The sequence below is a fragment of the Pseudoalteromonas sp. T1lg22 genome, from assembly GCF_002964645.1.
In the GTDB taxonomy this organism is placed as follows: domain Bacteria; phylum Pseudomonadota; class Gammaproteobacteria; order Enterobacterales; family Alteromonadaceae; genus Pseudoalteromonas.
This window is the reverse complement of record NZ_PQBY01000027.1, coordinates 49,329-69,570: the sequence shown is the minus strand read 5'-3', so window position 1 is coordinate 69,570 and position 20,242 is coordinate 49,329. Positions and strand designations below refer to the sequence as shown.

Annotated in this window: 12 protein-coding genes and 1 pseudogene; 3 read left to right on the top strand and 10 right to left on the bottom strand. The window is 48.8% G+C overall.

All coding sequences use genetic code 11. The features are described 5' to 3' along the window. The first annotated feature begins 230 nt into the window (after positions 1-230). Positions 231-3,563, top strand: coding sequence for a S8 family serine peptidase (locus tag C2M24_RS14750; protein WP_105215883.1), 3,333 nt, complete (start codon positions 231-233; stop codon positions 3,561-3,563). 232 nt (positions 3,564-3,795) lie between these two features. Here the strand turns inward: C2M24_RS14750 and C2M24_RS14745 are convergent. Beyond that, positions 3,796-5,807 (bottom strand): annotated as a pseudogene (locus C2M24_RS14745) (urocanate hydratase). A gap of 15 nt (positions 5,808-5,822) precedes the next feature. Beyond that, positions 5,823-7,316: a histidine ammonia-lyase gene (gene hutH, locus C2M24_RS14740; protein WP_105215875.1), complete on the bottom strand. Its 1,494-nt coding sequence runs from the start codon at positions 7,314-7,316 to the stop codon at positions 5,823-5,825. A 162-nt stretch (positions 7,317-7,478) separates the two neighbouring features. On the opposite strand from hutH, the gene C2M24_RS14735 reads away from it, so the two are divergent. Next, the gene (locus C2M24_RS14735) at positions 7,479-8,372 is read left to right on the top strand and encodes a LysR family transcriptional regulator (protein ID WP_105215873.1); all 894 of its coding nucleotides are present in this window, start codon (positions 7,479-7,481) and stop codon (positions 8,370-8,372) included. A 215-nt stretch (positions 8,373-8,587) separates the two neighbouring features. Here C2M24_RS14735 and sucD read toward each other — a convergent pair whose 3' ends face one another. From sucD to sdhC, 8 genes are all read right to left on the bottom strand, one after another. Next, complete coding sequence (gene sucD / locus C2M24_RS14730; RefSeq protein WP_105199038.1) at positions 8,588-9,460, bottom strand: succinate--CoA ligase subunit alpha; 873 nt, start codon at positions 9,458-9,460, stop codon at positions 8,588-8,590. Continuing rightward, a complete protein-coding gene (gene sucC, locus C2M24_RS14725) occupies positions 9,460-10,626 on the bottom strand; it encodes an ADP-forming succinate--CoA ligase subunit beta (RefSeq protein ID WP_105199039.1) in 1,167 nt (388 codons plus the stop codon). The genes sucD and sucC overlap by 1 nt, the downstream gene beginning before the upstream one ends. Before the next feature lie 180 nt (positions 10,627-10,806). Next, complete coding sequence (odhB, locus tag C2M24_RS14720) at positions 10,807-12,303, bottom strand: 2-oxoglutarate dehydrogenase complex dihydrolipoyllysine-residue succinyltransferase (protein ID WP_105215871.1); 1,497 nt, start codon at positions 12,301-12,303, stop codon at positions 10,807-10,809. Positions 12,304-12,313: 10 nt separating this feature from the next. Then, the gene (locus C2M24_RS14715) at positions 12,314-15,127 is read right to left on the bottom strand and encodes a 2-oxoglutarate dehydrogenase E1 component (protein WP_105199041.1); all 2,814 of its coding nucleotides are present in this window, start codon (positions 15,125-15,127) and stop codon (positions 12,314-12,316) included. A 114-nt stretch (positions 15,128-15,241) separates the two neighbouring features. After that, on the bottom strand, positions 15,242-15,958 hold the full coding sequence (locus C2M24_RS14710) for a succinate dehydrogenase iron-sulfur subunit (protein WP_105215869.1): 717 nt from the start codon (positions 15,956-15,958) through the stop codon (positions 15,242-15,244). Between the two features lie 11 nt (positions 15,959-15,969). Next, on the bottom strand, positions 15,970-17,742 hold the full coding sequence (gene sdhA / locus C2M24_RS14705) for a succinate dehydrogenase flavoprotein subunit (protein WP_105199043.1): 1,773 nt from the start codon (positions 17,740-17,742) through the stop codon (positions 15,970-15,972). Then, positions 17,743-18,090 (bottom strand): succinate dehydrogenase, hydrophobic membrane anchor protein, encoded by a 348-nt coding sequence (gene sdhD / locus C2M24_RS14700; protein WP_105199044.1) that lies wholly within the window; start codon positions 18,088-18,090, stop codon positions 17,743-17,745. Further along, positions 18,081-18,458, bottom strand: a complete 378-nt coding sequence (sdhC, locus tag C2M24_RS14695; RefSeq protein WP_105199045.1) for a succinate dehydrogenase, cytochrome b556 subunit — start codon at positions 18,456-18,458, stop codon at positions 18,081-18,083. The genes sdhD and sdhC overlap by 10 nt, the downstream gene beginning before the upstream one ends. Positions 18,459-18,885: 427 nt before the next feature. On the opposite strand from sdhC, the gene C2M24_RS14690 reads away from it, so the two are divergent. Further along, complete coding sequence (locus tag C2M24_RS14690) at positions 18,886-20,175, top strand: citrate synthase (RefSeq protein ID WP_105215867.1); 1,290 nt, start codon at positions 18,886-18,888, stop codon at positions 20,173-20,175. Positions 20,176-20,242: the final 67 nt, after the last annotated feature.

Below are 20,242 nucleotides of genomic sequence, written 5' to 3'. Positions count from 1 at the left end.
TTCTTTTTACATTAGCGGTCAATAGGTAAGCTGTTGATTGCGAACTTTTAATTGCATCTGACATAAATAAAGACGTTCAAAAAAGCAAAAAAGCAGTACTAAATTACTAATTTATTTGTTGCTGTTTTGTAAACTTTAACTAACCTAAATCTGGTACTAAAGGTCAATTGGAATTGGGTCGTATCTTTTTGCCCTCATAAACTCTTCCCTTTATTAATATAGGTTCGACAATGAACAGACAGATCACAACAACAACCAGCGCAGTTGCTCTTGCCATTAGTTCCGCGCTAAGCTTTTCGACCCTTGCCAACGACTTAACTATGGCGCCAAATCAACCCTCGAAATTAAATACGCAGCTAAACGTACAGCAAAAAGCAATTCAAACTAATACTGAGCGCCGTATATATATCGTTGAACTTGAATCCGCACCCGTGGCCACCTATGAGGGTGGCGTTAAGGGCCTAGCACCAACCAGTAATAAAATTACCGGGGCAAAGAAACTCAATACTCAAAGCAAGCCGTCACAGGCCTATAGAAAATTTTTAAAAGAGCAACAACGCCAGCTATTAGACAGCACCAAGATGAATAATCGCGTCAAATACGATTATCAATGGGTGTTTAACGGCATGGCGCTGGAGATGAGCGCTGCCGAGGCTAAACGCATGGCCAATATGCCAGGTGTTAAAAACATTGCCCTGGAACGCCATGAAACCCTAAATACCGATTCTGGACCACAGTGGATTAATGCCGATGTTATTTGGGGCAATTCACCGAGCAATGTACCCCATTCTCAAGGCGAAGGCATAGTGGTAGCTGTGCTTGATACCGGTATTAATGCGGATCACCCTTCATTTGCAGCAACAACCTCTGACGGCTATCAACATATCAATCCTTTGGGCTCTGGTAACTATGTACCCGGCAGCTATTGCGATATTGCCGATGCCAGTTTTTGTAACGACAAGCTTATTGGCGCCTGGTCGTTCGTCCCCTTTGACGCTAACTATCCATCGCCAGAGGACAGTGACGGGCACGGCTCACACACCGCCAGTACGGTAGCGGGAAATCACCTAAGTGCTGAAATATACGCACCGACAACAAGCATGACGCGCGCTATCTCAGGTGTTGCACCTAGGGCTAATATAATCGCCTACGATGTGTGTATCGAAACCTGCCCAGGCTCAGCGCTATTGGCCGCTGTAGAGCAAGTTGTAATTGATGCCTCCAACTTACCCAATGGGATTCACTCGCTTAACTACTCCATCTCTGGTGGCAGCAATCCCTACAATGACTCCGTTGCCCTGGGCTTTCTTAATGCCACTGCCGCCGGTATTTATGTCGCTACCTCTGCCGGTAATGGCGGGCCCGGCGCATCAACGAATGGCCACAATGCGCCCTGGGTAGGCACTACGGGCGCCAGTACACACACCCGCGTACTGGCCAATAGCCTAATCGATATGAGTTCGGATACCGACGGCCTCGCCGATATACATAGTGTTGGATTCACTTCGGGCTATGGCCCTGCACCCATTGTCTATGCGGGTGATTACCCGACCAATAACGGCTCCAGCAATGACACCCAGCCCGCTCAGTGTCTAGAGCCTTTCCCTGCTGGACACTTTGACGGTCAAATCGTGATCTGTGACCGCGGCGCCATCGCCCGGGTGGCTAAAGGTGCCAATGTTGCCGCCGGTGGTGCTGGTGGCCTGGTGTTGGCTAATTTAGCTGCGCAGGGTGAGTCGGTCTCGGCCGATGCTCACTTTATTCCAGGTATTCATGTCGGCGCCAGTGACGGCGATACCCTCAAGGCTTGGGTTGCCTCTGTAACTAACCCGGTCGCGTCAATCAGTGGCTTCAGCGCCCAAGATGATGCGCAAAGCGCAGATATCATGGCTGACTTTAGCTCTCGCGGCCCAAATAATCGACTTGATATAATAAAACCAGACATAACAGCACCTGGCGTCAGCATCTTGGCGGCGGTAAATACCAATGATCCGAGTGACCCCGCAGAATTTGGGTTCCTCAGTGGCACATCCATGTCTTCCCCCCACCATGCTGGGGCTGCGGCTATTTTATCGGCGGCACGTCCCGACTGGAGCCCTTATATGATTCGCTCGGCATTGATGATGACCAGTGACAATTCAATGGTGCGCAAGGAAGATGGTGTAACCCCGGCGGACGCCTTTGATATGGGCGCCGGGCGTATTGATTTATCTCGTGCCGCCGAAGCCGACCTGGTACTGGATGAATCACCGTTAAACTTCTTTGCCGCCAACCCGGATACGGGTGGCGATCCAAAAACCTTAAATATCGCCAGTATGCAAGACAGCCAGTGTCTGGCCACTTGTAGTTGGACTCGCACCTTTACCAATGTCACCGCGAACACGGTTCATATGGACTTAACGACACAAAGTCATGGCGACGCCTCTTTTTCGGTTAGTCCCTCTCACCTCAAAGTAAAGGCCGGTGAAACTGCCACTGTGACAGTCACCGCAGACACTCGCTTTGCTAACGGCTGGCAGTTTGGTCAGGTCAACCTTAACCGAGATGGCGATGGCCCGGATCTGCACCTGCCCATCGCCGTAAAAGCCATAGATACCACAGCAGCTGGCGTCCTAAGTAAAACCGTAAGCCAACCACAGGCACAGATAGGCGACACCCTTAACTATGTTATCCAGATAAACAATGGCCCATACACAGACGTTATTAACCTCAGTGACCATATTCCGGAGGAACTCGAAGTGGTTCCGGGCTCGGAATCGGCTGTGATAGATGGTGGCAGCACCCTGACCCCATTTACCATAGAGGGCAATCATGCGAGTTGGAGCGGCACACTCAATACCAGTGGGTTAGCAGTCAATGCCTCACCCGCCCCATTCGGCTATGTTTCTTTGGCTAGCCTGGGCGTTAGCGCCTTTGGTTGTCCAAGCAACTGCGATGATGGTGGCACAGCCTTGAATGTACCTAGCTTTACCTACAATGGTGAGCAGTACAGTTCGGTGATCTGGTCGGTCAACGGTACCTTGGAAGCAGGTACAGCCAGCATGCGGGTGGCTCCTGCCCTCAATGCAAACATGCCAAACAATGCTTTGCCCAATAATCTGTTAGCGCCCTTATGGATGGATCTGAATATGGGTGTCAATGGTGACGGTGCCGAATGGCGCGTTGCCGTCCTCAGTGCCGGCTCTGACCAATACACAGTCTACGAATGGGACAATGTGCCTAAGTTTGGCGATGCCGCCAACCGCTATAGCTTCCAAATTTGGGTTCTCAATGGCCCAACTCAAGGTATCTGGTTCGCCTATGCGCAACTGGGAGATCTGAGTACGGCGACGGTCGGGGCTGAAAACAACAACGGCACCCTAGGCAGTAGCTACTGGTATAATGGCACTGGTACCGCTCCTGCAGTAGGCACGGATTTAAGCGTAGACTCCGTAATCGGTGGTACGGCGACCTTTAGCTTTGATGCCAACGTTAAAAACTGTACAGACGGTTTTGCTAATATCGTTGAGGTTAATCACGATACCAAGCAAGATAAAGCGATGGCAGCGACCAGCTGTAACTGAATCTAACATACTTGCTATTACACAAACGCCACTGTTTTTTGCAGTGGCGTTTTTATATGCCTAGATAGGCATTGAGCAAGCAGTTCGCTGTTGTTAACTCTATCGGCAAAACGCATTGCAGACCGCATTGCAGACAACTTAGTCCCCTACCTAGACTGGTTGGGAGACCATCTAGTAGGGATAAAAAAAGGAAGCACTTAGGCTTCCTTTTTAACTGAATTTGCTTGGCAAATTAGAATGACAAGTTATCGAGGATCTCGTCATCAACCAGGTTTGCCAGGGTTACCTTAAGCTTAGGCGTACGGGCCATTTCACGTTTAATCGCGAAGTTGGCTTCTTCGTTACGGGCCCAGCTACGGCGCGCAATACCATTGTTTACATCGAACAACAGCATGGATTTCAAGCGACGCTCGGCACCTTCGCTGCCATCAAGCAGCATACCGAAACCACCGTTGGTTACTTCGCCCCAACCTACACCGCCACCATTGTGATAGAGACCCAGGTTGCGCCACGGAAACTGTCGCCGATCACATTGTGAATCGCCATGTCCGCGGTAAACCGGCTGCCATCATAGATGTTTGACGTTTCACGGAACGGTGAGTCGGTGCCGCTCACGTCATGGTGGTCACGACCTAGTACGACCGGGCCAATTTCACCGCGATTAATGGCATCGTTAAAGGCTTTGGCGATTTCCATACGACCTTGGGCGTCGGCGTAAAGAATACGCGCTTGTGAACCCACAACCAGCTTGTTTTGCTTGGCGTCTTTGATCCAGGTGATGTTGTCCTGCATCTGCTGCTGAATTTCTTCCGGCGACTCGGCCATGATCTTGTTCAGTACTTCTGCGGCGATGGCATCGGTTTTATCCAGATCTTCTGGCTTGCCTGAGGCACATACCCAACGGAATGGACCAAAGCCATAGTCAAAACACATAGGACCAAGAATATCCTGCACGTACGACGGATATTTAAAGTCGATGCCGTTCTCTGCCATCACATCGCCGCCGGCGCGTGAAGCTTCAAGTAAGAAGGCATTACCATAGTCAAAGAAATAAGTGCCACGGGCCGTGTGCTTGTTTACCGCATCGGCATGACGCTTCAAGGTCTCTTGTACCTTAACTTTGAATACTTCTGGCTCTTCACGGATCAATCGGTTTGACTCTTCAAACGAAATATCAACCGGGTAATAACCGCCCGACCAAGGGTTGTGCAGTGACGTTTGGTCTGAACCCAGGTGAACAAAAATGTCCTCCTCGTAGAAGCTTTCCCACACATCTACAATGTTACCCACGTAGGCGATAGACACCACTTCTTCATTGGCTTGCGCCTCGCGTACACGCTTGATCAAGGCATCCATGTTGTCGATCAGCTCGTCAACCCAACCCTGCTGGTGGCGCTTAATAGCGGCCTTGGCGTTAACCTCGGCACACACGGTAATACAGTTGGCGATGTTACCGGCTTTAGGCTGCGCACCGCTCATGCCGCCCAGACCGGCGGTTAGGAAGATCTTACCTTGCGGGCTCTCACCTTTCTCAAGCACCTTACGGAAGGCGTTCATTACCGTAATGGTGGTGCCGTGTACGATCCCCTGCGGACCGATATACATAAATGAACCTGCGGTCATTTGCCCGTACTGAGTCACACCCAGGGCATTGAACTTCTCCCAGTCATCCGGCTTAGAGTAGTTCGGGATCATCATACCGTTAGTCACTACCACGCGCGGTGCATCTTCTGATGATGGAAACAGACCCATTGGGTGACCCGAGTAAATGTGCAAGGTTTGGTCTTTTTCCATCTCGCTCAGATACTTCATGGTTAACAAGTACTGCGCCCAGTTTTGGAATACCGCACCGTTACCACCGTAAGTGATCAACTCCTCAGGGTGCTGAGCAACGGCTGGATCAAGGTTGTTATCAACCATCAACATAATCGCTGCAGCCTGCTCGCATTTCGCCGGGTAGTCAGAGACCGAGCGCGCCTTCATGTCATAGTTAGGCTTAAAGCGGTACATGTAAATACGGCCAAATTGCTTCAGTTCCTCAGCAAATTCAGCGGCAAGCTCCTGGTGCCATTCTTTTGGAAAATAACGCAAGGCGTTACGTACCGCCAGTTGCTTTTCCTCTGGGCTAAGAATGTCTTTACGCTTTGGCGCGCGGTTTACACCGGCCGGATATGGTTTAGGCTCAGGTAAAACACTAGGAATACCTTGCTTGATTTGTTCTTGAAAATTCATTGTTGTTTCCATAGCTAAAAGGCCTCCTTAGTTCACGCTAAACGCTTGTGCTTTAACTAGTGCGATCATGGCATCGATATCCGGCTTAAGTAGACGGTCTTCTTCAAGCTTGGCTACCTTCTCGCGAATAATGGCGAAGTTTTCTTCGATGATGTCAGAGCACTTGTTCGGACGACGGAATTCAATGGCCTGCGCCGCATACATCAACTCGATGGCAAAGATCTTTTCCAGGTTGCCCAGGATTTGATTCAGTTTTCGACCTGAGATGCTGCCCATGGATACGTGATCTTCCTGACCCATAGAGGTAGGTACGCTGTCCGCTGATGGTGGGAAGCACAGTGATTTGTTCTCTGTTACCAAGGCCGCAGTGGCATACTGAGGGATCATCATGCCCGAGTTAAGGCCACCTGAAGTGGTCAATAAACGCGGCAGACCGTGCAGGCCTTCAAGCATTAGGTAACAACGGCGGTCGGAGATATTGCCAAGCTCGGCTGCAGCAATCGACGCATAATCCAATACCATGGCCAGAGGCTGACCGTGGAAGCTACCGCCAGAAATCGCTTCTTCTGCACTGATCACGATTGGGTTATCGGTCACCGAGTTCATCTCGATTTCTACCAGCTCTTTAAGGTGGTTAAAGGCGTTACGTGATGCGCCGTGTACCTGCGGGATACAACGCAGCGAGTAAGGGTCTTGTACGCGATCGCAGTCAGTGTGTGCAGCCATGTTTTGTGAGCCGTTGAAGAACATACGCATACGCTTAGCGACTTCGATGTTGCCTTCAAACGGACGAGTTGCATGCAGCTCTTCTCTAAAGGGTGAGCCACTGCCCTGCATGCCTTCGATGCTCATGGCACCGGCTAAATCGGCTAGATCAAGGAGGTAACGCATCTTGGTCAGCGCCGTGATACCGTGTGACAGAATAAACTGGGTACCATTGATAAGAGCCAGACCTTCTTTGGCGTGCAACTCAAGCGGCGCTAGGCCATTGGCTTCAAGCAAATGGGCCGCAGGCACGGGTTTGCCATCTTGCCAGAATTCACCTTCGCCAATAAGTGGCAAGAATAAGTGTGAAAGCGGTGCCAGGTCACCCGACGCACCGACCGAGCCCTGCTCTGGTACCACAGGAATAAGGTCAAGCTCTAGGAAGGCCAACATACGCTCTACCACTTCCAGGCGAATACCCGAGAAGCCTTGGCTTAGGGCGTGCACCTTAGTGATCAGCATCAATTTAGAAATTGATTTAGCGATAGGCTCACCCACACCTACGGCATGAGTGATCAAAAGGTTCTTTTGTAAAAGATGGGTTTCTTCTGGTGAGATTTGCGTATCGCACAAAGGGCCAAAGCCAGTGTTGATACCGTAAACGGCCTTATCTGAAGCGGCCATCACGTCGACATTCTGACGGCTTTTATTAATTTTATCTAAGGCTTCCTGGCAAAGCTCGGCTTTAATGCTGCCATCATTGATGCCGTTAACAATATCAAGATTTAGCTGGTCTACACCATATCTAAACGTCATCTTATTCTCCTAACTTGTTGTCTGTACGAAGCAATACTTGCTTAATTAAACCATGCTAACTTGCCAGAGATGTTTTATAAATACATAATATTCGTAATTCATTCCGGTTTTATCGAACTAAACTTATCTAATTAAACATCCATCTCGAATTAAGGGGATCAAGTGCAAGTCCATGATGTAGACCTACGCTTACTGCGTATCTTTGTGGCCATAGTTGAGTGCGGCGGTTTGGCGGCGGCGGAGTCGCGCCTGAGCATCGGCCGCTCCACCATAAGTTCACATTTATCGGACTTAGAGGTACGCCTGGGCATTAAACTCTGTAAACGCGGGCGCAGCGGTTTCGAGCTTACGGAGCCCGGGCGCATCACCTATCAGGCCTCTTTGGAGCTGTTACAGCAATGCGAGGCCTTTGCCAGCACGGTCGCGACCTCAAAAAATGAATTATCCGGTCGGGTTAGTCTGGCGATCATAGATACCCTGGTCAGCGACCCCCGTTGCGCCGTTGCACATGTTATTGCCGAGCTTAAGGAGCGAGGCAGCAACGTTCAGTTCGATATCAATGTGTGTGAGGCGCGGGAAGTTGAAACCTCTGTAGTCAATGGCCGGGCGCTGGTGGGCATAGGCGTCAGTCGCCATCATTTAAGGGGCCTTGAATATTACCCGCTTCATGATGAAACCAACTACTTGTATTGTGCGGTGGGCCATCCCCTGTTCGACTGTGACCCCTCCGCCTTGAGTGATCCGCTAGCTGATGCGGAAGTGATCACCAGTAACTATATGCGTGACAGAGAAAGCCGCAACGATGGTTTAAATTATCAAAACAGTGCCATCGCCTACCATGATGAAGGCATCGCCCATTTAATTTTATCCGGGAAGTTTATCGGCTATCTGCCCGAGCATTATGCCCGGCATTGGGTTGATAAGGGGGTGTTTAAAGCCATCGAGCCCGAAGTGTATCGCTACACCATACCGGTAGTTTTGATCACTTCTAAAAATAACTCAGCCTCGCCACTGGCGCAGGCATTGATAGAAGAAATGAAGCGCTGCCACCTGTAGGTCGGGATTTTATCCCGACAAAAAGGCACTATTTTCATCTTGTCGGCCTGAAGGCCGACCTACAAAGCAGCAAAAGTCACACAATCCCATTGTAGGTCGGGATTTTATCCCGACAAAAAACACATATTCTCATTTTGTCGGCCTGAAGGCCGACCTACAAATCGACCTACAAAAAACCCGCCAAGAGGCGGGTTTTTCTTAAGCGTTATGCGAGATTACCAACCGGTTTTCTCTTTAAGCGCTTTACCGATATCAGCAAGTGAACGTACAGTTTGTACGCCAGCTGCTTCAAGGGCTGCGAACTTCTCGTCAGCAGTACCTTTACCACCGGCGATGATGGCACCAGCGTGGCCCATACGCTTACCCGGAGGAGCAGTAACACCAGCGATGTAAGATACTACAGGCTTAGTGACGTTTTCTTTGATGTACGCCGCCGCTTCTTCTTCAGCTGTACCGCCGATCTCACCGATCATTACGATAGCTTCAGTTTGCGGATCTTTCTCGAACATCTCTAGTACGTCGATGAAGTTAGTACCAGGAATTGGGTCACCACCGATACCTACACAGGTAGACTGACCGAAGCCAGCGTCAGTAGTTTGCTTAACCGCTTCGTAAGTAAGAGTACCAGAACGAGATACGATACCTACTTTACCAGGCTTGTGGATGTGACCAGGCATGATACCGATCTTAGTTTCACCCGGAGTGATAACACCTGGGCAGTTAGGACCGATCATGCGAACGCCAGTTTGGTCAAGCTTAACTTTAACGTCAACCATGTCTAGCGTTGGGATACCTTCAGTGATACAAACGATAAGCTCGATGCCAGCATCGATAGCTTCAAGGATTGCATCTTTACAGAAAGGTGCTGGTACGTAGATTACTGATGCAGTTGCGCCAGTTGCTTCTACTGCGTCACGTACTGTGTTGAACACAGGTAGACCAAGGTGAGTTTGACCGCCTTTACCAGGTGATACACCACCTACCATCTGCGTGCCGTACTCAAGTGCTTGCTCAGAGTGGAAAGTACCCTGACCACCAGTGAAACCTTGGCAGATTACTTTAGTGTCTTTATTAATTAGTACAGACATTATTTGCCCTCCGCAGCAGCAACAACTTTTTCAGCAGCGTCTGTTAGAGATTCTGCAGCAATGATGTCTAGACCTGAGTTCGCAAGAACGTCACGACCTAGTTCAGCATTAGTACCTTCAAGACGTACAACTACAGGAACGTTTACGCCAACTTCTTTAACTGCACCGATGATGCCTTCTGCGATCATGTCACAACGTACAATACCGCCGAAGATGTTAACTAGAACAGCTTTAACGTTGTCGTCAGAAAGGATGATCTTAAACGCTTCAGCTACACGCTCTTTAGTCGCGCCGCCACCAACGTCTAGGAAGTTAGCTGGCTTACCGCCGTGTAGGTTTACGATGTCCATAGTACCCATTGCTAGGCCTGCACCGTTAACCATACAACCTACGTTACCGTCTAGTGCAACATAGTTAAGTTCCCACTGTGCAGCGTGAGCTTCACGCTCGTCTTCTTGCGAAGGATCGTGCATAGCGCGGATTTTAGGCTGACGGTACAACGCGTTACCATCAACACCGATTTTACCGTCTAGACAGTGAAGGTTACCTTCTTCTGTGATTACTAGAGGGTTGATTTCAAGTAGAGCGAAATCGAAATCGTTGAACATGTTCGCAAGACCCATGAAGATCTTAACGAATTGCTTCATTTGTGTTGGGTTAAGACCCAATTTGAAGCCTAGTTCACGAGCTTGGTAAGCTTGAGGACCAACTAGAGGATCGATCTCAGCTTTGTGAATTAGTTCAGGCGTTTCTTCTGCAACTTGTTCGATTTCAACACCGCCTTCAGTTGACGCCATGAAAACAACTTTACGTGAAGCGCGGTCGACAACAGCACCAAGGTAGAGTTCGTTAGCAATGTCTGTGCAGCTTTCTACAAGGATCTTAGCAACTGGCTGACCGTTTTCGTCAGTTTGATAAGTTACTAGGTTTTTACCTAACCAGTTTTGAGCGAAATCTTTGATCTCTTGTTTGCTGTCAGCAAGTTTTACACCGCCCGCTTTACCGCGGCCACCGGCGTGAACCTGACATTTAACAACCCATTTGTCACCGCCGATTTTATCGGCAGCTTCAGCAGCTTCTTGAGGCGTGTCACATGCGTAGCCTTCAGAAACTGGTAAACCATATTCGGCAAAAAGTTGTTTTGCCTGATACTCATGCAAATTCATGATGCTTTATCCAATTTTTTGTACTAAAAGAGCTGAATAAATATGCAATTTATTCAACCATCCCAAATTGCGCACCTAGTATAGTTCTCATGGCAATGCTTGAAAACCCTAGTACGACTAAAGGTGGCAAAAAAAAGCTGCGACAAGGGTCGCAGCTTAATTTATATGCAATTTTGACGCTTATACGTCTAATAGAAGACGTGTAGGATCTTCTAACATCTCTTTGATGGTTACCAAGAAGCCTACCGACTCTTTACCATCGATTTGACGGTGGTCATACGATAGTGCTAGGTACATCATAGGTAGGATCTCTACCTTACCGTTAACCGCCATAGGACGGTCTTGGATCTTGTGCATGCCTAGGATTGAAGACTGCGGCAAGTTGATGATAGGCGTAGAAAGGAGTGAACCGAATACACCACCGTTAGTGATGGTGAAGTTACCACCTGTCATATCTTCAACAGTTAGTTTGCCATCGCGGCCTTTGATCGCTAGATCTTTGATGCCTTTTTCGATTTCAGCAAGAGACAGCTTGTCACAGTCACGAAGAACCGGAGTCACTAGACCACGCGGAGTCGATACCGCGATGCTGATGTCGAAGTAGTTGTGGTAAACGATATCATCACCGTCGATTGACGCGTTTACTTCTGGGAAGCGCTTAAGTGCTTCAACAACTGCTTTCACGTAGAAAGACATGAAACCTAGACGGGTACCGTGACGCTTCTCGAATACTTCTTGGTATTGCTTACGAAGATCCATGATTGGCTTCATGTTTACTTCGTTGAAGGTAGTCAACATGGCTGTTGAGTTCTTCGCTTCAAGTAGACGATTAGCAATGGTCTTACGTAGACGTGTCATAGGAACACGCTTCTGCGTACGGTTGCCAACAGGAGCAGGTGCAGCAGCGGCTGTGCTCTCTTGCTTAGCAGGCGCGCTCTTGATGAAGGCATCAACGTCTTCTTTAGTTACTCGACCATTTTTGCCAGAACCCTTGATTTGCGAAGCATCCAGGCCTTTCTCAGCAATTAGGCGGCGTACAGAAGGCGTTAGCGCATCGGCAGCGCTGTCGTCACTTGACGCTTCAGCAGCAGGAGCTGCGGCGGCTGGTGCAGCACCGGCTGTGGCGCCAGCGATTAGCTTACCAATTACTTGTTCACCAAGTACTGTGTCACCTTCGCCATGGATGTGCTCACCCATTACGCCATCTTCAGGTGCTACCACCTCAAGAACAACTTTGTCAGTTTCGATATCAACCAGGTTTTGGTCGCGGCTTACCGCTTCACCAGGTTGTACGTGCCATGTTGCGATTGTTGCATCAGCAACAGATTCTGGAAGTACAGGAACTTTAATATCCACTTCTTTACCTTCTTGTGCGCCAGCAGCGGCTGGAGCGGCTTTGTCTTCAGATGGAGCTGGTGCAGCACCAGCGTCAGCGGCATCAGCTTCACCGATAATGGCAATTACCTGCTCGGCCAGCACTGTTGCGCCTTCTTGTTCTTTGATTTCAGTGATCACACCATCAGCAGGTGCAACAACTTCTAAAACAACCTTGTCGGTTTCGATGTCAACCAGGTTTTGATCGCGACTTACTTTGTCGCCAACACTCACGTGCCACGTTGCGACCGAAGCGTCAGCAACTGACTCAGGAAGAACAGGAACCTTGATTTCTGTGGTCATCTCTTATCCCTTATTTTTTAATGGTAAGCGCGTCAGCGACTAACGCTTGTTGTTCTTTAGTATGTACGGCCATATAACCACATGCAGGTGCTGCAGAGGCTTTACGACCTGCGTATGTTAGGTTGGCACCCTGTGGAATTGAATTCCAGAAGTGATGCTGCGAGCAATACCAAGCGCCTTGGTTTTGCGGCTCTTCCTGACACCATACAAAGTCTTTCACATGGCTGTAACGCTCAACAATGTTCGCCATTTCCTGATGCGGGAATGGGTATAATTGCTCAACGCGCACAATAGCAATATTGTCGATTTCCAGCTTACGACGCTCTTGCAGTAGTTCGTAGTAAACCTTACCGCTACAGAAAACCACACGTTCAACTTTCTTCGCATCGATATCATCGATCTCGTCGATCATGTTGTGGAATACGCCTGCAGAAAGTTCTTCCAGAGACGATACCGCAAGCGGGTGACGTAGTAATGATTTCGGCGTCATTACGATAAGCGGACGACGAAGAGGACGTACCGCCTGACGACGTAGCATGGCGTAAACCTGTGCTGGAGTCGAAGGCACACATACCTGCATATTGTGGTCGGCACACAGCTGAAGGAAACGCTCAAGACGGGCCGAGCTGTGCTCTGGGCCCTGACCTTCATAGCCATGTGGTAGCAAACAAGTTAGACCACAAAGACGGCCCCACTTCTGCTCACCCGAACTTAGGAATTGGTCGAATACAACCTGAGCACCGTTGGCGAAGTCGCCGAATTGCGCTTCCCACATAACCAGTGACGTTGGCTCTGCCGTGGCATAACCGTATTCGAATGCCAGTACCGCTTCTTCAGAAAGCACTGAGTCATATACTTCAAACTTACCTTGCGCTTCGCTGATATGCTGTAGCGGCAAGTAAGTAGAAGCGTCAGCTTGGTTGTGTACAACCGCGTGACGGTGGAAGAAGGTACCACGACCTGAATCCTGACCCGTTAGGCGGATGTCCGTGCCCTCTTCAACCATGGTTGCGTAAGCAAGCGTTTCCGCCATACCCCAGTCCAGTAACTTGTCACCGGCGGCCATGGCTTTACGGTCGTCGTAAATTTTCTTAACGCGAGACTGAGCCTTGTGGTTTTCAGGGTAAGACGCCACCTTGTTGCCAAGCTCTTTAAGCTTTTCAACAGATACGCTGGCATCGTATTGGGTATCCCAATCGTGACCTACGAACTTAGACCACTCTGAAGAGTGCTTGGTCTCTGGCTCAATTTCTTCAACCACACAGTGACCATCATCAAGACCACCGCGATAGGTATCGACCAGGTTCTTGATTTCTGCCTCAGTGAACAGGCCTTCAGAAATCAACTGCTGCGCATAGATTTCACGAGGTACCGCGTGCTTCTTGATCTTTTGATACATCAAAGGCTGAGTTGCATTTGGCTCGTCGGCTTCGTTGTGACCGTGACGACGGTAACACACCAGGTCGATAACCACATCGCGCTTAAACTGATTACGGAAATCAAGAGCGATTTGGGTAACCATGGCAACCGCTTCTGGGTCGTCCGAGTTGACGTGGAAAATCGGCGCCTGAACCATCTTAGCGATGTCGGTACAGTAGTCAGTAGAACGCACATCATCCTGGTTCGAAGTTGTAAAGCCAACTTGGTTGTTGACAACGATACGTACGCTACCACCTACCTTAAAGGCATTGGTTTGCGACATATTGAAGGTTTCTTGCACCACGCCCTGACCGGCGATCGCCGAGTCACCGTGAATGGTGATAGGCAGCGCTTTAGAGCCGCTTTCGCAACCAAGACGGTCTAGACGAGCACGCACCGAGCCCATAACTACCGGGTTTACGATTTCCAAGTGCGACGGGTTAAATGCAAGTGCCATATGGACACTGCCGCCAGCGGTTGCGAAATCAGACGAGTAACCCATGTGGTATTTCACGTCACCCGAGCCTAGCGTGTCATTGTGCTTACCGGCGAACTCATCGAACAGCGCCGATGGGTTTTTACCCAGTACGTTAACAAGCACGTTTAGACGACCACGGTGAGCCATACCGATAACCGCTTCCTGTTGACCGCTTTCACCAGCACGGTGAATAAGCTCTTTCAACATAGGTACCAGGGCGTCACCACCTTCCAGTGAGAAACGCTTGGCGCCTGGGAATTTAGCACCTAGGTACTTTTCTAGACCATCGGCGGCAATCAGACCTTTTAGAATACGCTTTTTAGTAGCGCTATCGAATTGCGGGCGAGCCTGCACCGATTCTAAACGCTGTTGTAACCAACGCTTTTCTTCGGTCGATGTGATGTGCATGTATTCAGCACCAATAGAACCACAATAAGTAGTCTTAAGTGCTTGATAAAGTTCACCCAGTTTCATCATTTCACCGCCGGCAGCGAATGAACCTACATAAAACTCAGTGTCGAAATCTTCTTTGGAAAGGCCGTGGAATTCTAAGTCTAAATCGCGTACGCGCTCACGCTGCCATAGACCCAAGGGGTCAAGGTTCGCGTTTTGATGACCACGGAAACGAAAAGCATTGATAAGTTGCAGAACTTTGATCTGTTTCGGGTCAGCTTGACCCCCTTCTGCAATAATTACTTCTCGGTGTTTATTTTTTGCCAGTTCGGCGAATTCGGCTCTAACTTGTGAATGTTTGGTTTCTACATCCACGCCTTCCACTTTTGGAAGTTGTTCGAACACTACACGCCATTCTTCTGGCACTGAAGTCACATCATCAAGATATGCTTCATAAAGCTCCTCAACATAAGCAACGTTGCCGCCGTATAGATGAGAAGACTCTAGCCATGCCTTCATCACACCATCGTGCATTTATAAGCCCTTTTATCTAGCGCAGATTTACATTGTCTAGCCTACTCAATAATTGAGTAAGTGATCGAAGAATGGCCAGACAGATGTCTAGCCATTCTTTGCGTTATTATGCCCTTAAACAGAACGATTAAGAAGCATTGATTTGATTTGACCAATCGCTTTAGTCGGATTCAAGCCTTTCGGGCACACGTTGACACAGTTCATGATATTGTGACAACGGAATACGCTAAATGCGTCGTCCAAATCGGCCAAGCGTTCTTCGGTTGCCGTATCACGGCTGTCCGCTAGGAAGCGGTATGCGTGTAGCAAGCCCGCAGGGCCAATAAATTTGTCTGGGTTCCACCAGAAACTCGGACAAGAAGTAGAACAACAGGCACACAAGATACACTCGTATAGGCCATCAAGCTTATCACGCTCTTCAATTGACTGAAGGCGCTCGCCTGCTGCCGGTGTGTCGTTGATCAGGTACGGCTTCACTTTCTCGTATTGGGTATAGAACTGAGTCATATCAATAACGAGGTCGCGCACTACAGGTAGACCTGGAAGTGGACGAATAACTACCTTACCCTTGCCGTTTTTCTGCAACGCAGAAATAGGCGTGATACATGCAAGGCCGTTTTTGCCGTTCATGTTAACACCGTCAGAACCACATACACCTTCGCGGCAAGAACGACGGAATGCCAGGCTTGGGTCTTGTTCTTTTAACAGAATCAAGGCATCAAGCACCATCATATCGCGGCCTTCTTCCACCTCTAGGGTGTATTCCTGCATGCGCGGTGCGTTATCCACATCTGGATTGTAACGATAAACAGATAATTCTAAAGTTGCCATCGTCATCTCTCCTAGTAAGTACGAGCTTTAGGTGGGAACGCTTCACGCAATTTAGGCGCGTAGTTAACGTCACGTTTTGACATCTGCTCAGTCTCAGGGTTGTAGATACTGTGACATAGCCAGTTGTCATCATCACGCTCTGGGAAGTCGAAGCGTGAGTGTGCACCACGACTCTCGGTACGGAAGTTAGCTGCAACTGCCGTTGAGTACGCGGTTTCCATAAGGTTGTCTAGTTCTAGACACTCAATACGCTGGGTATTGAAGTCGCTTGATTTATCATCAAGACGGGCGAACTGTAGACGCTCACGGATTTCTTTAAGTTCTTTAAGACCCGTTGCCATGGCATCACCTTCACGGAATACCGAGAAGTTAAGCTGCATACACTGCTGTAGATCTTTCTTAATTTGAACTGGGTCTTCACCTTGACCAGGCTTAGATGTTTCCCAACGATTGAAGCGCGCAAGAGCACCATCAATGTTGTCAGTTGAAGCATCACGCTGCGCTTGGTAATCATTCAGGTAAGTACCTAGGAAGTTACCTGCGGCACGGCCGAATACCACAAGGTCAAGTAGTGAGTTACCACCTAGACGGTTAGCACCGTGTACAGATACACACGCAATCTCACCTACCGCGAATAGACCTTCAACCAGTGTCTCATTACCTTGACCGTCTACGTTCAGAACCTGACCGTTAACGTTTGTAGGCACACCACCCATCATGTAGTGACAGGTTGGGATTACTGGAATTGGCTCTTTTGCAGGGTCAACGTGAGCGAATGTTTTCGCCAGGTCACATACGCCAGGAAGACGTAGGTTAAGGGTTTCTTCACCCAGGTGGTCTAACTTCAGCTTGATGTGAGGACCCCAAGGACCTTCACAACCACGACCTTCACGGATCTCAGTCATCATTGAACGAGCAACAACGTCACGAGAAGCAAGGTCTTTGGCGTTTGGCGCATAACGCTCCATGAAACGCTCGCCGTCTTTGTTTAGAAGGTAACCACCTTCACCACGACAACCTTCAGTAACTAGTACACCCGCGCCGGCGATACCGGTTGGGTGGAACTGCCACATTTCCATGTCTTGCATCGCAACGCCGGCACGTGTTGCCATACCAACACCGTCACCTGTGTTGATGTGCGCGTTTGTAGTAGAGGCGAAGATACGACCTGCACCACCGGTTGCAAGAACCACGGCTTTCGATTTGAAGTAAACAACTTCACCGGTTTCGATGTCGATTGCAGTACAACCAACAACGGCGCCGTCGTCGTTTTTAACTAGATCAAGCGCATACCACTCAGAATAAACGTTGGTTTTGTTTTTAACGTTCTGTTGGTATAGGCAGTGTAGCAGTGCGTGACCTGTACGGTCGGCAGCAGCCGCTGTACGAGCCGCTTGCTCACCACCAAAATTCTTAGACTGACCGCCGAAAGGGCGTTGATATACACGGCCATTTTCAAAACGTGAGAATGGTAGACCCATGTTCTCAAGCTCGGTAATAGCTTCCGGGCCAGTTTTACACATGTATTCGATAGCGTCTTGGTCACCGATGTAATCAGATCCTTTAACGGTATCGTACATGTGCCATTCCCAGTTATCCTCGTGCGAGTTACCTAGCGCAACTGTGATACCACCTTGCGCAGAAACTGTGTGTGAACGAGTTGGGAAAACTTTAGAAATAAGAGCACAAGACTTGCCCGATTCGGTGATAGCTAGTGCTGCACGCATACCCGCGCCGCCGGCACCAATTACTACCGCATCAAATTCGCGAACTGAATATTTCACTTAAACACCCCATAGTACGAATAGGCCGATCACTACGTAAGCAAGAGCCATAAGGTTTAGTACGAAGCCAAGAAACGCGCGTAGTTGAGCGTTCTTTACGTAGTCAGTTAATACCTGCCATAGGCCGATGCGTGTATGCACCATGATGCAAATTAGTGCCACCAAGGTGAACACTTTCATCGCTAGGTTGCCGAATAGGCCTGACCATGCTTCATAGGTTAGTGCTGGAGTGCAAAGCAGATAACCAATAATAAATAGTGCGTAAGCACTGATAACTAGCGCTGTAGCACGAAGAGATACGAAATCCTGAACGCCATTGCGCTTAAGAGATGCTTGATTTAAGACCATAGCCAAACTCCCGCTAAAACAGCAACAATTACCCATAACACTAGGGCTGCTTTAGCCGTCGCGTTACCTGAGTCTAATTCTTTCCACGGGCCCAAATCTTGGACTAAGTGGCGTACACCTGCGATGAAGTGATACGAAAGAACGGTGAGGGTACCCCAGGCGATAAATTTGGCAACAAACCCGGTTAACAGGCTTTTGACAAATTCAAATCCTTCCGGAGAAGATAGAGACTCAGCCCATGCCCAAATCACAAAGGTCAAGGCAAAGAACATTGCTACACCGGTGACGCGGTGAAGAATTGATGCTTTGGCCGTTGCTGGCATAGAGATGGTCGTTAGATCGAGATTTACAGGTCTTTGCTTTTTCACAGTTACTTGCCCATCTTGCTCACATTGAAAAATAGAGCCATCTACATTGTTTTTATAACCATTTATGCATCACTGCATAAATGCGCTCACAGAAATAAACCGTAGACATGCGAAAAATTCACTTTAGGTGTTCGACTTTAAAGCGAATTTCCACTGATTTGTCATAATCGGTTTACTCAAAGACGTTACGGTATTGAACCTCAGACAGTATATAAGTCTGTAGAGGATATTACAATTCTTGTTTAGTCTCGCAGGTTTGCGAATTAGCCATTGGTATAATATTTAATCTGTGAGGAATATTTATTATACCTAGATGCATTAAAATTGACTTTCTACCCCTCTTGTACGTTAGAATGAGCGCAATTTGCTTAACATTAGTATCACGCATAACAGCAGCAGCTTGTTATTCTTATTAGGAGATAAATAGATGGCAGATAAGAAAGCCACAGTTCATATTGATGGACACGACCCTATCGAGCTTCCAATTTATGAAGGCACAGCGGGTCAAGACGTTATCGACGTTCGTACCTTGGGCTCTCACGGTTACTTCACTTACGACCCAGGCTTTATGTCGACTGGCTCTTGTGACTCATCTATCACCTACATCGATGGCGCCAAGGGTGTACTACTACACCGCGGCTACCCTATCGACCAACTAGCCGAAAACTCAAACTACACCGAGCTATGCTACCTACTGTTAAACGGCGAACTGCCAACAGCAGAGCAACTTGAAAAATTCTCAAACTCAATCACATTAAGCACCATGGTCCATGAGAAGGTTGCGGCCTTCTTCCAGGGTTTCCGTGTTGATGCACACCCAATGGCCATGCTGTGTGGTGTAGTTGGTGCTATGTCTTCTTTCTATCACCAGGACCTGGACATTGCCGACCCGATCCAGCGTAAACGCAGCGCCATTCGCCTAGTCGCCAAGCTGCCAACAATCGCAGCCATGGCTTACAAATACACCATTGGTCAGCCTTTCGTTTACCCACGTAACGACTTGAGCTACGCAGAAAACTTCCTACACATGATGTTCTCTGTGCCTTCGGAAGAATACAAGGTAAGCCCAGTGCTAGCGAAAGCTATGGACCGTATCTTTATGCTTCACGCCGACCATGAGCAAAACGCGTCAACGTCGACAGTACGTATCGCTGGCTCTTCAGGCGCTAACCCTTATGCATGTATCGCAGCCGGTATCGCATCACTGTGGGGCCCTGCTCACGGCGGTGCTAACGAAGCCTGCTTGACCATGCTGCAAGAAATCGGTTCGGTTGACCGTATCGACGAATACGTTGCTAAAGCCAAAGATAAGAACGACCCGTTCCGTCTAATGGGCTTCGGTCACCGTGTTTACAAGAACTTCGACCCACGCGCTACGGTAATGCGTGAAACCTGTCACGAAGTACTGAAAGAACTTAACATCGAAGATCCACTACTAGACGTAGCTATGCGCCTAGAGCAAATCGCTCTGGAAGACCCATACTTCGTTGAGAAGAAGCTATACCCGAACGTAGACTTCTACTCAGGTATCATTCTTAAGGCAATCGGTATTCCTACCAGCATGTTCACAGTGATCTTTGCTATGGCCCGTACCGTAGGTTGGATCTCACACTGGGATGAAATGCTTTCTCAGCCTGGTCACAAGATCAGCCGCCCACGTCAGCTTTATAAAGGCGCGACCAAGCGTGATTATGTGAGCCCGGCAGAGCGCTCATAATCCAAGGTGATTCTTAATATAGGCCAGCTTTATGCTGGCCTTTTTATTTGCCATTTGTATGTAACTC